The sequence below is a fragment of the Streptomyces sp. 35G-GA-8 genome, assembly GCF_023534745.1.
Taxonomy (GTDB): Bacteria; Actinomycetota; Actinomycetes; order Streptomycetales; family Streptomycetaceae; genus Streptomyces.
The window spans coordinates 340,010-354,486 of the sequence record NZ_JAMHJQ010000001.1 but is presented as its reverse complement, the minus strand read 5'-3'; the positions used below and the strand labels follow the sequence as shown (position 1 = coordinate 354,486).

The following is a 14,477-nucleotide window of genomic DNA, read 5'->3' as shown; positions in this document are numbered from 1 at the left end:
TCAGCTCCTTGACGCCGCTGCGGGCAGCTTCTCGATCCGGATCGCCGACGCCTTGAACTCGGCGGTGCCCGCGATCGGGCAATTGGCCTCGATGGTCAGCTGGTTGGTGTCCACCTCGTCGGGGAAGTGCATGGTCATGAAGGCCAGTCCGGGACGGAGCCCCGGGTCGACCCAGACCGGCGCCTGTACGGTGCCGCGCCGCGACGAGATACGGACCTCCTCGCCCACCGTCACCCCGTACCGCTCGGCGTCCTCCGGGCACAGCTCGACATACTCGCCGCGCCGCAGCGGTGAGGCGAAACTCCCGCTCTGTACACCGGTGTTGTACGAGTCGAGCCGACGGCCCGTGGTGAGCCTGATCGGGTACTGCTCATCCGTCAGATCCACCGGCGGGTCGTGCTTGACGAGGCCGAAGGGGGCGAGCCGGCCCCGCTTGGCCGGGTCGGCCTCCCACAACCTGCCGTGCAGATAGCTCGGTTCGAGCTTCTCGGTGTCCGGGCAGGGCCACTGGATGCCCTGATGCTCCGCCAGCCGCTCATAGGTCATGCCGTAGTGGTCGGGGGAGACCGAACGCAGCTCGTTCCACACCGACTCCGCGTCCGCGTACTTCCAGGCGTGCCCGAGCCGGCCGGCCAGCTCGCAGATGATGTCGATGTCCTCACGCGCCTCGCCCGGCGGCTCGACGGCCTTGCGCACCCGCTGCACCCGGCGCTCGCTGTTGGTGGTGGTGCCGTCCGTCTCCGCCCAGGCGGCGGTGGCGGGCAGCACCACATCGGCGAGTTCGGCGGTCTTGGTGAGGAAGATGTCCTGCACCACGAGACAGTCGAGCCGCTTCATCCGCTCCACGGCCTGCTCGCTGTCCGCCTCGGACTGGGCGGGGTTCTCGCCGATGCAGTAGACGGCCTTGAGCTCGCCGGTCTCCATCGCCTCGAACATGTCCGTGAGATTGAGCCCGTAGTGCGGCTGGATGACGGTGTCCCACGCGGTCTCGAACTTCCGCCGGACATCGGGCTCCAGGATGTCCTGGAAGCCGGGCAGCCGGTTGGGGATGGCGCCCATGTCGCCGCCGCCCTGCACATTGTTCTGGCCGCGCAGCGGCTGTACGCCCGAGCCGTACCGGCCGACATGTCCGGTGAGCAGGGAGAGATTGATCAGCGCCCGTACGTTGTCGGTGCCGTTGTGGTGCTCGGTGATGCCCAGCGTCCAGCACAACTGGGCCCGTTCGGCGCGGGCGTAGGCGTGCGCGAGCTCGCGGATCGCCTCGGCCGGTACGCCGGTCACCTGCTCGGCGACCGAGAGCGTCCACGGCTCGACCTCGGCGGCGTACTCCTCGAACCCGGTGGTGGCCCGTTCGATGAACGAGCGGTTGTGCAGCCCCGCGTGGATGATCTCGCGGCCGACCGCGTGGGCCAGCGGGATGTCCGTACCGACGTTCAGTCCGAGCCAGCTCTCGGCCCACTCGGCGGTGGAGGTGCGGCGGGGGTCGACGGCGTACATCCGCGCGCCGTTCCTGATGCCCCGCAGCACATGCTGGAAGAAGATCGGGTGGGCGAAGCGGGCGTTGGAGCCCCACATCACGATCAGATCCGTGTGGTCGACCTCCCCGTAGGAGGAGGTGCCGCCGCCGGATCCGAATACGGCGGAGAGGCCGGCCACACTCGGCGCGTGACAGGTCCTGTTGCAGGAGTCCACGTTGTTGGTGCCCATCACCACGCGGGCGAACTTCTGGGCGACGTAGTTCATCTCATTGGTGGCGCGGGCGCAGGAGAACATCCCGAACGCGCCGTGTGCGGCACGCAGGCCCTCCGCCGCGCGGTCCAGCGCCTCGTCCCAGGTCGCCCTGCGGAAGGGGCCGCCCTTCTCGTCCCGCACCAGAGGGTGGGTGATGCGGGCATACGTTTTCGGCGTTCGGTCTCGCTTCTTCACGCTGCGCTCTCCTTTGGGAGTGATGGCCGCGCCCCATTGCATACAGTATCCCGGTGGCGGGTACGCGGGGGAACCCCGGTGCGGGGATTTGACGCGTACCCGCCCCCTCCAGGGTTGGGTGACGAGCGGTCAGGCGGCGGCGGTCACACCGCGGGCCAGCAGATCGGAGATCGCGTCCACCGTGCGGAGCGTCGGCACCGGAACGTCACTGATCGCGGCGAGTTCCACGACAGCGGCGAGCAGGACGTCCAACTCCAGCGGCTTGCCCTTCTCCAGGTCCTGGAGCGTGGATGTCCGGTGGTCACCGACCCTTTCCGCACCGGCCAGCCGCCGTTCAACGGATATGTCGGGGCGGCAGCCCAGCGCCTCGGCGACCCGCAGGGCCTCCGACATCATCAGTTCGATGACCTCGCGGGTGGAGCGGTGCAGGCACATCTCCCGCATGGTGGCGCGGGTCAGGGCGCTGATCGGATTGAACGAGATATTGCCGAGAAGCTTGATCCAGATGTCCTCGCGCAACTCGGCCTCGACGGGACATTTGAGACCTCCCGTCCGCATGGCATCGCTGAATTCCAGACACCTCGCGGAAACCGAGCGATCGGGTTCGCCGATCGAGAACCGGGTGCCTTCGAGATGCCGGACGACGCCCGGTCCCTCCAGCTCCGTCGCCGCGTACACCACACACCCGATCGCACGTTCGGGTGGGAGTACGGCGCTGACCGAGCCGCCCGGGTCGACGCTCTCGACCCGCCGGCCGTCGTGCGGACCGCCGTGGCCGTGGAAATACCACCAGGGGATGCCGTTCTGGGCGGCGATGACCGCCGTACTGTCCTTGAGCAAAGGCGTCACCAGCGGCCCGCACGCCGCGTAGGAGTTGGCCTTCAGTCCGAGAAACACATAGTCGACCGGACCGATGTCCTCCGGCCGGTCGGTGGCGTGCACCCGTGCGGTGAAGTCACCGCGCGGGCTGAGCACCCGGACTCCGTGCTGCCGCATGGCCGACAGATGCGGTCCACGGGCGATGAGATGGACGTCGGCGCCCGCTCGGTCGAGCGCGGCTCCGACATAGGCACCGATGGCTCCGGCGCCGACAACTGCGACTTTCACTGTGGGGCTCTCCGTTCGGTTTGAGGGAGACCGAGGGAAGGGTCACACTCCGCTCGCTGCTTTCTGTGCTGTTGATCACACTTCGCGTTTGACGATATATTGTCTACAGTATGTAGTTCTGGTCGACAAGGCTCCGGAAAGGTATGCAGTCGGCAAACTCCTCTGCGGATCTTCCCAAGAGGGTTGATCGGTTCTTAGAGTCGCCTGCATGACGCCACCACTAGCGCCCGCCGGCTGGAGTCGCTGGCTGGTACCCCCCGCAGCGTTGTCGGTGCATCTGTCGATCGGCCAGGCCTACGCCTGGAGCGTGTTCAAGCCACCGCTCGAATCGGCGCTCGGTCTCTCCGGCACCGCGAGCGCGCTCCCGTTCCAGCTGGGCATCGTGATGCTCGGTCTGTCCGCGGCCTTCGGCGGCACCCTTGTCGAACGCAAGGGGCCGCGCTGGGCGATGACCGTCGCGCTGTGCTGTTTCTCGTCGGGCTTTCTGCTCGCCGCGCTCGGCGCCGTCACCGAGCAGTACTGGCTGATCGTCTTCGGCTACGGCTTCGTCGGCGGTATCGGTCTGGGCATCGGCTATATCTCGCCGGTCTCCACCCTGATCAAGTGGTTCCCCGACCGGCCGGGCATGGCCACCGGCATCGCCATCATGGGCTTCGGCGGCGGCGCGCTCATCGCCTCGCCGTGGTCCGCGCAGATGCTGGACTCGTTCGGCACGGAGAGCAAGGGGATCGCGCTCGCGTTCCTGGTGCACGGGCTGGTGTACGCCGTGTTCATGACGCTCGGCGTCCTGCTCATCCGCGTACCCCCGCCCGGCTACCGGCAGGGCGGGGACGGCGGGGCGCGGCCGGCCACCGACGCCGCGAAGCCCGCGGCGAGCGCGCTGATCTCCACCGCGCAGGTGTCCGCGAAGTCCGCCGTGCGCACCCCGCAGTTCTGGTGTCTGTGGGTCGTTCTGTGCATGAACGTGACCGCGGGGATCGGCATCCTGGAGAAGGCCGCCCCGATGATCACCGACTTCTTCGCGGAGACCGACGCGCCCGTCAGCGTCTCGGCCGCCGCCGGCTTCGTGGCACTGCTCTCCGCCGCCAACATGGCGGGCCGGATCGGCTGGTCCTCCACCTCGGACCTGATCGGCCGTAAGAACATGTACCGCGTCTACCTCGGCGTCGGCGCGGTGATGTATCTGCTGATCTCGCTGTTCGGCGACTCCTCCAAGCCGCTGTTCGTCCTGTGCGCGCTGGTGATCCTGTCCTTCTACGGTGGCGGATTCGCCACGATCCCCGCCTATCTCAAGGATCTCTTCGGCACCTACCAGGTGGGCGCCATCCACGGCCGGCTGCTCACCGCCTGGTCCACCGCCGGTGTGCTCGGCCCGCTGATCGTCAACCGGGTGGCGGACAGCGAGGAAGCGGCGGGCCGCAGCGGATCGGGCCTGTACGGTCTCTCGTTCACCATCATGATCGGGCTGCTGGTCATCGGCTTCGTCGCCAATGAACTGGTCAGGCCCGTCCACCCGCGCCACCACGTCCCCGCCCCCAGGGAGGCCGCCGATGACCATGTCACCACCGAACAGCACCGCCCGGCCTGAGTCCCGCCGTACCGGTCTGATCGTCTTCGCCTGGCTTTGGGTCGGGATCCCCCTCGCGTACGGTGTGTACGAGCTGGTACTGAAGGCGGCCCAGCTTTTCACCGGATGATATGGACTCTCCAAGCGGCGCGGCTGAATCCTGTTGGTTTACTTGCACCCTTACCGGTGAGTCGCTGACGAGACTGGAGCACTCCTGACGTCGAACCAGAGGGGGTCCCGGGCATGACCGGCACTCGTATCGCCGCGCTCGGGCACTATCAGCCCGCCAAGGTGCTCACCAATCACGACCTGGCGGCCATGGTCGACACCAGTGACACCTGGATCAGCAGCCGGGTGGGCATCAGAACCCGCCATATGGCAGGGCCGGACGAGCCGGTGGACGAGCTGGCGGCACACGCGGGAGCCAAGGCCCTGGCATCCGCCGGGCTCACCCCGGCGGACATCGATCTGGTGCTGGTCGCCACCTCCACGGCCATCGACCGCTCCCCGAACACCGCGGCCCGGGTCGCCGCCCGGCTCTCCATGGGCTCGCCCGCCGTGATGGACCTCAATGTCGTCTGCGCGGGCTTCACCCACGCCCTCGCCACCGCCGATCACGCCGTACGGGCGGGCTCCGCGTCCCGCGTCCTGGTGATCGGGGCGGACAAGATGACCGCGATCACCGACTGGACCGATCGTTCGACCTGCGTACTGGTCGGAGACGGCGCGGGCGCGGCGGTCGTCATGGCGGACGGCGCCGCCGAGGAGCCCGGCATCGGCCCGGTGCTCTGGGGTTCCGTGCCGGAGATGGGTCACGCGGTACGGATCGAGGGCAGCCCGCCGGTCTTCGCCCAGGAGGGGCAGTCCGTCTACCGCTGGGCGACCACCCAGCTGCCGCCGATCGCCCGCCGGGTCTGTGAACGGGCGGGTGTCACCCCCGAGGAGCTGGCCGCGGTCGTGCTGCACCAGGCCAATCTGCGGATCATCGAGCCCGTGGCCCAGAAAATCGGTGCGATCAACGCGGTCATCGCCCGTGATGTGGTGGATTCCGGCAATACGTCCGCGGCGTCGATCCCGATGGCCCTGTCCAAACTCGTGGACCGAGGTGAGATTCCGTCGGGTGGGCCAGTACTGCTTTTCGGCTTCGGGGGGAACCTCTCCTACGCGGGTCAAGTCATCCGTTGCCCATGAATCCCCCTGTTCTCGGTAGACTGTAGACGATAGCCAATGTCTTGATGCTCATCACCCCTGGTGACATCGGTCCATCGCTACAGTCAATGACACTGCCGGCCAGGAGGGGGACGCGATGTTGTCCGCGAAGTTGGCGCAAGGTGCCGTGCCTAAACTCGAACGACCGGGACCACTGCGAGAACGGGTGTACGAGGCCCTGCTCGAACTGATCACGACCCGGGCGCTCCAGCCCGGTCAGCACCTCGTCGAGAGTGAACTCGCGCGTCATCTGGGGGTCTCCAGGCAGCCGGTGCGTGAGGCCCTTCAACGCCTCAACACCGAGGGCTGGGTCGATCTGCGCCCGGCGCAGGGCGCCTTCGTCCATGAGCCGACCGAGGACGAGGCGGACCAGCTCCTGTCGGTCCGTACGCTCCTGGAGGCGGAGGCCGCCCGGCTGGCGGCGGCCAACTCCGGCGCGGCGGGGATCGCCGAGCTGGAGGCGCTGTGCACCAAGGGTGAGCAGTCGGTGGCCGACGACGACAGGGATCTGACGGTCGCCACCAACGCCGCCTTCCACGCCAAGGTCATGGAGCTGGCGGGCAATGTCGTACTGGCCGAGCTGGCCGCCCAGGTGGACCGCAGGGTGCGCTGGTACTACACGCCGGTCGCCCGCCAGCGCGGCAAGCAGTCCTGGATCGAGCACCGGGAGCTCATCGCCGCGATTTCTACGCGCGACGAACGGCGCGCGACGGAAGTCATGAAGGCGCACACGGAGCACACGCGCAACACGTACCACCACCGGCAAGAGTCCTGATCGCCCCAAGTCCGGGCATTACCCCCCTCATCCGAAAATCAGGTGCGAAGGGTCACTGAAGCGACGCCTCGAAACGGCTTTGTCCTCGGTGTGGAGAAAGTTGGGACTGATTCCCGCTCAACTTCTTCCCCCTGCGGGCAAGCGCTGCTACGTTCCCTCGAAAGCCCGACGCATAGGCCGAGAAGGCGGGGAGGGGCGCGTGAGACGTATGACCGCACGACCCGCGAACGCGCATCAGGCGCGACTGCTCAGGCTGTTGCGCGACGGTGGCCCCAACTCCCGTGCGCAACTGGGTGACCAGGTCGATCTTTCGCGCTCCAAGCTCGCCGTCGAGGTGGACCGGCTGCTGGAGACCGGCCTGGTGGTCGCCGACGGACTCGCCGCCTCGCGCGGCGGCCGGCGCTCCCACAACATCCGGCTGGCGCCCGCCCTGCGCTTCCTCGGTGTCGACATAGGCGCCACCTCCATCGATGTCGCGGTGACCAACGCGGAGCTGGAGGTGCTGGGACATCTCAACCACCCCATGGATGTCCGCGAGGGCCCCGTCGCCGTCTTCGAGCAGGTCCTCGTCATGGCGGGCAAGCTCAAGGTCTCCGGGCTCGCCGACGAGTTCGACGGCGCCGGGATCGGCGTACCGGGCCCCGTCCGCTTTCCCGAGGGTGTCCCCGTCGCGCCGCCGATCATGCCGGGCTGGGACGGCTTCCCCGTACGGGAGGCGCTCAGCCAGGAGCTCGGCTGTCCGGTGATGGTCGACAACGATGTGAACCTGATGGCGATGGGGGAGCAGCACGCGGGCGTCGCACGCTCGGTCGGTGACTTCCTCTGCGTCAAGATCGGGACCGGTATCGGCTGCGGGATCGTCGTCGGCGGCGAGGTCTACCGCGGCACGACCGGCAGCGCCGGCGACATCGGCCATATCCAGGTCGAGTCGGACGGCCGCGCCTGTGCCTGTGGCAACAAGGGCTGTCTGGAGGCCTACTTCAGCGGCGCCGCCCTCGCCCGGGACGCGGAGGACGCCGCGCGCTCCGGCCGCTCGCCCGAGCTGGCCGCCCGGCTGGAGGCCGGTGACCGGCTCTCCGCCGTGGATGTCGCCGCCGCCGCTGCCGCCGGTGACCCCGCCGCACTCGAACTCATCCGGGCCGGCGGCAATCGCGTCGGCCAGGTCATCGCCGGGCTCGTGAGCTTCTTCAACCCGGGCCTCGTGGTGATCGGCGGCGGGGTGACCGGTCTCGGTCACACGCTGCTGGCCAGCGTACGTACCCAGGTCTACCGGCAGTCCCTGCCGCTGGCCACCGGCAATCTCCCCATAGTCCTGGGGGAGTTGGGCCCGACCGCCGGAGTCACCGGCGCGGCCCGGCTCATCAGCGACCACTTGTTCTCGCCGGCCTGACGCCCGTTCAGGGCCGGCGGCGCACCACCGGACACCACCGCGACACCACCGCTCCATCCGCGACAACAGCACCACAGCACACCGCACGAGCCGTACCACGCACGAGCCGCACCACCCCGTAACAACCGCAGTACGCACGAGCCGCAGTACGCACGAGCCGCAGTACCCCGTACCCGCAGTACCCGCACGAGCCGCGTCAGTCGCACGAGCCGCATCCGTACGACGTACCAACACCGCTCCGCCGCACCTGGTTCCGCCCTGCCCAACTCCGTTCCGCCTTCTTCCTTTTGTTCACTTTCTGCCCTGCCCGCTCTACGGCCGCATCCGCCGAGGGGATACGCCATGGCACCAACACTCGCACCACCCGAGAATCTTCTGCTCACCATGTCCGGCATCACCAAGCTCTTCCCCGGTGTCCGCGCCCTCGACGGTGTGGACCTGGAGGTCGAGGCGGGCGAGGTCCACTGCCTGCTCGGCCAGAACGGCGCCGGCAAGTCCACCCTCATCAAGGTGCTCGCCGGGGCCCATCAGCCCGACGGCGGTGTGATCACCTGGCGCGGCGAGGCCGTCACACTGAAATCGCCCATCGCCGCCATGCGGCTCGGCATCGCGACCATTTACCAGGAACTCGACCTGGTCGAGGGGCTGACGGTCGCCGAGAACATCTTCCTCGGGCACGAGCCCACCACCGCCGGCTTCGTGGTCAGGGGCCGGGAGGCGAGGACCCGCGCGACCGCGCTGCTCAAGCGGCTCGGCCACCCCGAGATCCAGGCGCACCGGCCCGTCGGCTCGCTCTCCGCCGCGCAGCAGCAGATCGTGTCGATGGCCCGCGCCCTCTCGCACGAGGTACGGCTCATCGTGATGGACGAGCCGTCCGCGGCCCTCGACCCCGACGAGGTCGACAACCTCTTCCGTATCGTCGACACCCTCACCGCCGACGGCGTGGCCGTCATCTATATCTCCCACCGGCTGGAGGAGATCCGGCGCATCGGCGACCGGGTCACCGTCATCAAGGACGGCCGGACCGTGGCCGTCGCCCTGCCCGCGAAGGAGACCCCGACCCGCGAGGTCGTCGCGCTGATGACCGGCCGGAACGTCGAGTACGTCTTCCCCGAGCGGCCCGCACCCGCCACGGCGGGGGCGGCGCGGCCCGAGCCCGTACTGAAGGTCGAAGGGCTGGCCAGGGACGGGGAGTTCGCCCCCGTCGATCTCGAACTGCGGCCCGGCGAGATCGTCGGACTCGCGGGACTCGTCGGCTCGGGCCGCTCCGAGATCCTGGAGACGATCTACGGGGCACGCAAGGCCACCGCGGGCCGGGTGCTCGTCGACGGCACCCCGTTGCGACCGGGCAGCGTACGCGCCGCCGTCCGCGCGGGGCTCGGCCTCGCACCCGAGGAGCGCAAGGCCCAGGGCCTGCTGATGCTCGAATCCGTCACCCGCAATGTGTCGGTGTCATCGCTGTCGCGCTTCTCCCGGGCCGGCTGGCTCGACCACTCGGCGGAACGGACGGCGGCCCGGCAGGCCACCAGGGAGCTCTCTCTGCGTCCCGACAACCCGGACGCCCGTATCCGTACCCTCTCCGGCGGCAACCAGCAGAAGGCGGTCCTCGCCCGCTGGCTGCTGCGCGGCTGCCGGGTGCTGCTGCTCGACGAGCCGACGCGCGGAGTCGACGTCGGCGCCCGCGCCGAGCTCTACGCCGTGATCCGCCGGCTGGCCGACGAGGGCCTTGCCGTACTGCTCGTCTCCAGCGAGGTCCCCGAAGTCCTGGGCCTCGCCGACCGGGTGCTGGTGCTCCGCGAGGGCCGGGTCGTCCACCGGGCGCCCGCCCAGGAGCTCGACGAGCACCGTGTACTCGACCTTGTGATGGAAGGGAGCCCGACGTCATGAAACAGCCTGCCTCCGAGGCGCAGCAGGGCGGGCCCGACGCGGCGGCCACGCCCGAGCCGCCCACGCCGCCCGCCACGACCCACGCGTCCGCCAAGTCCACGGAGGAGAAGGGCGGTTGGCGTGCCCTCGGGCTGCGGCTCGACGTCCGTAACCTCTCCCTGCTCGGGGTGCTCGCCGCACTGATCATCGTCGGCGGTATCACCAAGCCCGATCAGTTCCTGGACACCAACAACCTCCAACTGGTGCTCACCCAGGCGTCCGTGATCGGTGTGGTCACCGTCGGGATGACGTTCGTGATCACCAGCGGCGGGATCGATCTGTCGGTCGGCGCGATCGTGGCACTGGCGTCCGTCTGGGCGACCACACTGGCCACCCAGGAGTACGGGTTCGCCGGCATCCTGTTCACCGCGGTGATCGTGGGTCTGGCCTGCGGACTGGTCAACGGCGTGCTGATCGCCTACGGCGGGATGGTGCCGTTCATCGCCACTCTCGCGATGCTCGCCTCCGCCCGCGGTCTGGCCCTCCAGATCACCGACGGCAAGACCCAGATCGTGACCGTGGACTCGGTCCTCGACCTCGGCGTCCGTGACTCGTACATCCTGGGCATCCCGCCGCTCGTCCTGGTCTTCGCGGCCGTCACGGTCATCGGCTGGCTGCTCCTCAACCGCACGACCTTCGGCCGGCGCACCGTCGCCGTCGGGGGCAACGCGGAGGCCGCGCGGCTCGCCGGTATCGACGTACGCAGGCAGCGGCTCTATCTGTATCTGCTCTCCGGCCTGTGCTGCGGTATCGCGGCGTTCCTGCTGATCGTCCTGGCCGGCTCGGGCCAGAACACCAACGGGAACCTCTACGAGCTGGACGCCATCGCCGCGGCGATCATCGGCGGCACCCTCCTCAGCGGTGGCCGCGGCACGATCGTCGGCTCCGTACTCGGTGTTCTGGTCTTCACCACGATCACCAACATCTTCGCCCTCAACAACCTGCAGAGCGACGTCCAGCAGATCGCCAAGGGCGCGATCATCGTCGCCGCCGTACTGGTCCAGCGCCGCACCGTGCGCAACGGCGAGTCCTGATTCCGGTCTCGCACCCGCTTACTGTCGTACCGCCCTACCTGAAGGGTTGAACCGTCATGCCAGAAACCAGCCGCAGAGGAATGCTCTTCGGCACCGCCGCCATCGGCGCTGGTGCTTTCCTCACCGCCTGCACCAGCAACGAGCCGGCGAAGAAGGAGCCCGCGGCCAACGACCAGCCCGCCGCCGACGACAAGCCGGGCAAGCCCGTCACCATCGGCTTCGCCGGCCCCCAGGCCGACCACGGCTGGCTCAACGCCATCAACGAGAACGCCAAGTCGCGCGCGGAGACCTACTCCGATGTGACGCTCGACATCACCGAGGGCTCCAACGACACCGCCGCCCAGATCGGCCAGGTCGAGACCCTGATCAACAAGAAGGTCGACGTCCTGGTGATCCTGCCGGCCGACGGCAAGGCGCTCACCCAGGTCGGGCTGAAGGCCATGCGCGCCGGGATCCCGGTCATCAACCTGGACCGCATCTTCGCCTCCCCGCAGGCGTACCGCTGCTGGGTCGGCGGCGACAACTACGGCATGGGTCTCAACGCCGGCAACTACATCGGCGAGAAGCTCAAGGACAAGCCCGACGCGAAGGTCATCGAGCTGTCCGGGCCCGACAGCCTGGAGCTGACCCAGCAGCGCACCCAGGGCTTCGACGACGCCCTCAAGAACTACCCGAACATCAAGAAGGTCGCGCGCCAGGCCGCCGACTTCACCGTCGAGTCCGGCCAGGCCAAGATGGCCCAGCTGCTCCAGGCGCAGTCCAGCTTCGACGCCCTCTGGAACCACGACGACGACCAGGGCGTGGGCGCCCTGCGCGCCATCGACCAGGCGGGCCGCGACGGCTTCCTGATGGTCGGCGGGGCCGGTGCCAAGGCCGCGATGGACGCGATCAAGGCGGACAACGGTGTGCTCAAGGCCACCGTCCTCTACCCGCCGATCATGGCCGCGTCCGCCATCGACCTGGCCCGCGCTCTCGGACAGAGCAAGGGCATCAGCGGTCTGTCCGGGCTGGAGATCCCGGCCCAGGTCACGCTGTTCTCGGCCGTGGTCGACAAGACGAACATCGACGACTACCTGCCTCAGGGCTTCAGCTGACCGGTCCAGTCATGGCCGCCCCCACCAGCGAGAGACGAGGAGTACTCCGTATGACCCCCAGGGAAGCGTCGGAGAAAGAAGCCGGTGCACCACCGACACTCGGCATCGGCATGGTCGGATACGCGTTCATGGGCGCCGCACACTCACAGGGGTGGCGCACGGCGGGACACGTCTTCGATCTGCCGATGCGCCCCGTGCTCGCCGCCATCTGCGGCCGTGACGCGGACGCGGTCCGCGCCGCGGCGGACAGACACGGCTGGGCCGCGGCCGAGACCGACTGGCGGCGGCTCATCGCGCGCGACGACGTGCAGGTGGTGGATATCTGCACCCCTGGGGACAGCCACGCGGAGATCGCCATCGCCGCACTGGAGGCGGGCAAGCACGTCCTGTGCGAGAAGCCCCTCGCCAACTCGGTGGCCGAGGCCGAGGCCATGGTCAGGGCCGCGGCCGACGCCAGGTCGCGCGGTCAGCTGGCCATGGTCGGCTTCAACTACCGCCGGGTGCCCGCCATCTCGTACGCCAGGCAGCTCATCGCGGAGGGCAGGCTCGGTACCCTGCGCCATGTCCGGGTCACCTATCTCCAGGACTGGCTGGCCGATCCTGCCGCCCCGCTCACCTGGCGGCTCATGCGCGAGCGCGCGGGGTCCGGGGCGCTCGGCGACCTGGGGGCGCACATCGTCGACCTGGCGCAGTTCCTGACGGGCGAGCGGCTGGTCGGGGTCTCGGCGCTCGCGGAGACCTTCGTCAAGGAGCGGCCCGTACTCAGCGGGGCGACCGCCGGTCTCTCGGGGACCGCGGGCAGCGAGACGGGCCCGGTGACCGTGGACGACGCGGCGCTGTTCACCGGCCGGCTCGCCTCGGGCGCGCTGGCCTCCTTCGAGGCCACCCGAATGGCCTCGGGACGCAAGAACGCGCTCCAACTGGAGATCAACGGTGAGCACGGCTCGCTCGCCTTCGATCTGGAGCGCCTCAACGAGCTGTCGTTCCACGACCACACCGAGCCCGCCGCCTCCTCCGGCTTCCGCCGGATCCTGGTCACGGAGCCGGAACATCCCTATCTGGAGGCGTGGTGGCCGCCCGGCCACGCGCTCGGCTACGAGCACACCTTCGTCCACCAGGCCCGCGATCTGGTCGAGGCGGTCGCCGCCGGGACCGATCCGGTGCCGTCCTTCGCGGACGGACTCCAGGTGCAGCGGGTGCTCGCCGCGGTGGAGGACAGCGCGGCGAAGAACGCCGTGTACACGCCTGTGCCGCAGCCTTAGGTCATCACATCGAGGAGGAGGTCCGAATGCCACGTCCGTTCACGCTGTTCACCGGCCAGTGGGCCGATCTGCCCCTGGAGGAGGTGTGCCGGCTCGCCCGTGACTTCGGTTACGACGGGCTGGAACTCGCCTGCTGGGGAGATCACTTCGAAGTCGACAAAGCACTCGCGGATCCGGGCTATCTGGACGGCCGCCACCAGCTGCTCGACAAGTACGGGCTCAAGTGCTGGGCCATCTCCAACCACTTGGTGAGCCAGGCGGTCTGCGACAGCATCATCGACGAACGCCACCAGGGCATCCTGCCGTCCCGGATCTTCGGGGACGGCGATCCCGAGGGCGTCAGGCAGCGCGCCGCCGCCGAGATCAAGGACACCGCGAGGGCCGCCGCGGCCTTCGGGGTCAATACGGTCATCGGCTTCACCGGCTCGTCCATCTGGCATCTGCTGGCGATGTTCCCGCCGGTGCCGCCCGGCATGATCGAGCGGGGGTACGAGGACTTCGCGGAGCGCTGGAACCCGATCCTCGACGTCTTCGACGCCGAGGGTGTGCGCTACGCCCATGAGGTGCACCCCGGCGAGATCGCGTACGACTACTGGACCACGCACCAAGCGCTGGAAGCGGTCGGCCACCGGGCCGCGTTCGGGCTGAACTTCGACCCGAGCCACTTCGTCTGGCAGGACCTGGACCCGGTCAACTTCCTCTACGACTTCCGGGACCGGATCTACCACGTCGACTGCAAGGAGGCCCGTAAGCGCCTCGACGGCCGTAACGGCCGGCTCGGTTCGCATCTGCCCTGGGGCGATCCGCGGCGCGGCTGGGACTTCGTCTCGGCGGGCCACGGAGATGTCCCGTGGGAGGACGTCTTCCGGATGCTGCGGTCGATCAAGTACGAGGGCCCCATCTCGGTCGAGTGGGAGGACGCGGGCATGGACCGGCTGGCCGGTGCCCCCGAGGCCCTGGCGGACCTCAAGCGCTTCGACTTCGACCCGCCGACCGCGTCCTTCGACGCGGCCTTCGGGGGCGGGGAGTAGCTGCCTCTCCCCGGATCGGGCTCCGGGGAGAGGGCTGGGCAGCCCGGTGGCGGACCTCGCCGCCGGGCGGTCCGGCCTGCCCGGAAAGGGCTTTGTCCTGAGGGAGGAAAAAGGCAACTTCTCCTCTGCGCAAGGTCTTTCGGTACCGGACGAACA

At 68.9% G+C, this 14,477-nt stretch carries 12 protein-coding genes; 10 read left to right on the top strand and 2 right to left on the bottom strand.

Annotation, left to right across the window (positions count from 1 at the left end):
- Positions 1-1,926, bottom strand: a complete 1,926-nt coding sequence (locus tag M1203_RS01525) for a molybdopterin oxidoreductase family protein (protein ID WP_249947600.1) — start codon at positions 1,924-1,926, stop codon at positions 1-3.
- Positions 1,927-2,055: 129 nt separating this feature from the next.
- Complete coding sequence (locus M1203_RS01520) at positions 2,056-3,033, bottom strand: 2-dehydropantoate 2-reductase (protein ID WP_249947599.1); 978 nt, start codon at positions 3,031-3,033, stop codon at positions 2,056-2,058.
- A gap of 208 nt (positions 3,034-3,241) precedes the next feature.
- On the opposite strand from M1203_RS01520, the gene M1203_RS01515 reads away from it, so the two are divergent.
- The 10 genes from M1203_RS01515 to M1203_RS01470 all read left to right on the top strand — a co-directional run bounded on the left by M1203_RS01515 (position 3,242) and on the right by M1203_RS01470 (position 14,321).
- Complete coding sequence (locus M1203_RS01515) at positions 3,242-4,621, top strand: OFA family MFS transporter (protein ID WP_249947598.1); 1,380 nt, start codon at positions 3,242-3,244, stop codon at positions 4,619-4,621.
- On the top strand, positions 4,584-4,730 hold the full coding sequence (locus M1203_RS01510; RefSeq protein WP_249947929.1) for a hypothetical protein: 147 nt from the start codon (positions 4,584-4,586) through the stop codon (positions 4,728-4,730). Before M1203_RS01515 ends, M1203_RS01510 begins: the two co-directional genes overlap by 38 nt.
- Positions 4,731-4,843: 113 nt before the next feature.
- Positions 4,844-5,791 (top strand): beta-ketoacyl-ACP synthase III, encoded by a 948-nt coding sequence (locus M1203_RS01505; protein ID WP_249947597.1) that lies wholly within the window; start codon positions 4,844-4,846, stop codon positions 5,789-5,791.
- 115 nt (positions 5,792-5,906) lie between these two features.
- Positions 5,907-6,584 carry a GntR family transcriptional regulator gene (locus M1203_RS01500; RefSeq protein ID WP_249947596.1) on the top strand — a complete coding sequence of 226 codons (678 nt, stop codon included), beginning with the start codon at positions 5,907-5,909 and terminating at the stop codon, positions 6,582-6,584.
- A 208-nt stretch (positions 6,585-6,792) separates the two neighbouring features.
- On the top strand, positions 6,793-7,974 hold the full coding sequence (locus tag M1203_RS01495) for an ROK family transcriptional regulator (protein WP_249947595.1): 1,182 nt from the start codon (positions 6,793-6,795) through the stop codon (positions 7,972-7,974).
- Between the two features lie 342 nt (positions 7,975-8,316).
- On the top strand, positions 8,317-9,861 hold the full coding sequence (locus M1203_RS01490; protein ID WP_374401428.1) for a sugar ABC transporter ATP-binding protein: 1,545 nt from the start codon (positions 8,317-8,319) through the stop codon (positions 9,859-9,861).
- Positions 9,858-10,934, top strand: a complete 1,077-nt coding sequence (locus M1203_RS01485; protein WP_249947594.1) for an ABC transporter permease — start codon at positions 9,858-9,860, stop codon at positions 10,932-10,934. Before M1203_RS01490 ends, M1203_RS01485 begins: the two co-directional genes overlap by 4 nt.
- A 56-nt stretch (positions 10,935-10,990) precedes the next feature.
- On the top strand, positions 10,991-12,028 hold the full coding sequence (locus M1203_RS01480; RefSeq protein ID WP_249947593.1) for a substrate-binding domain-containing protein: 1,038 nt from the start codon (positions 10,991-10,993) through the stop codon (positions 12,026-12,028).
- A 50-nt stretch (positions 12,029-12,078) separates the two neighbouring features.
- Positions 12,079-13,290, top strand: coding sequence for a Gfo/Idh/MocA family protein (locus M1203_RS01475; RefSeq protein ID WP_249947592.1), 1,212 nt, complete (start codon positions 12,079-12,081; stop codon positions 13,288-13,290).
- A 26-nt stretch (positions 13,291-13,316) separates the two neighbouring features.
- The gene (locus tag M1203_RS01470) at positions 13,317-14,321 is read left to right on the top strand and encodes a sugar phosphate isomerase/epimerase (RefSeq protein WP_249947591.1); all 1,005 of its coding nucleotides are present in this window, start codon (positions 13,317-13,319) and stop codon (positions 14,319-14,321) included.
- The last annotated feature ends 156 nt before the right edge of the window (positions 14,322-14,477 follow it).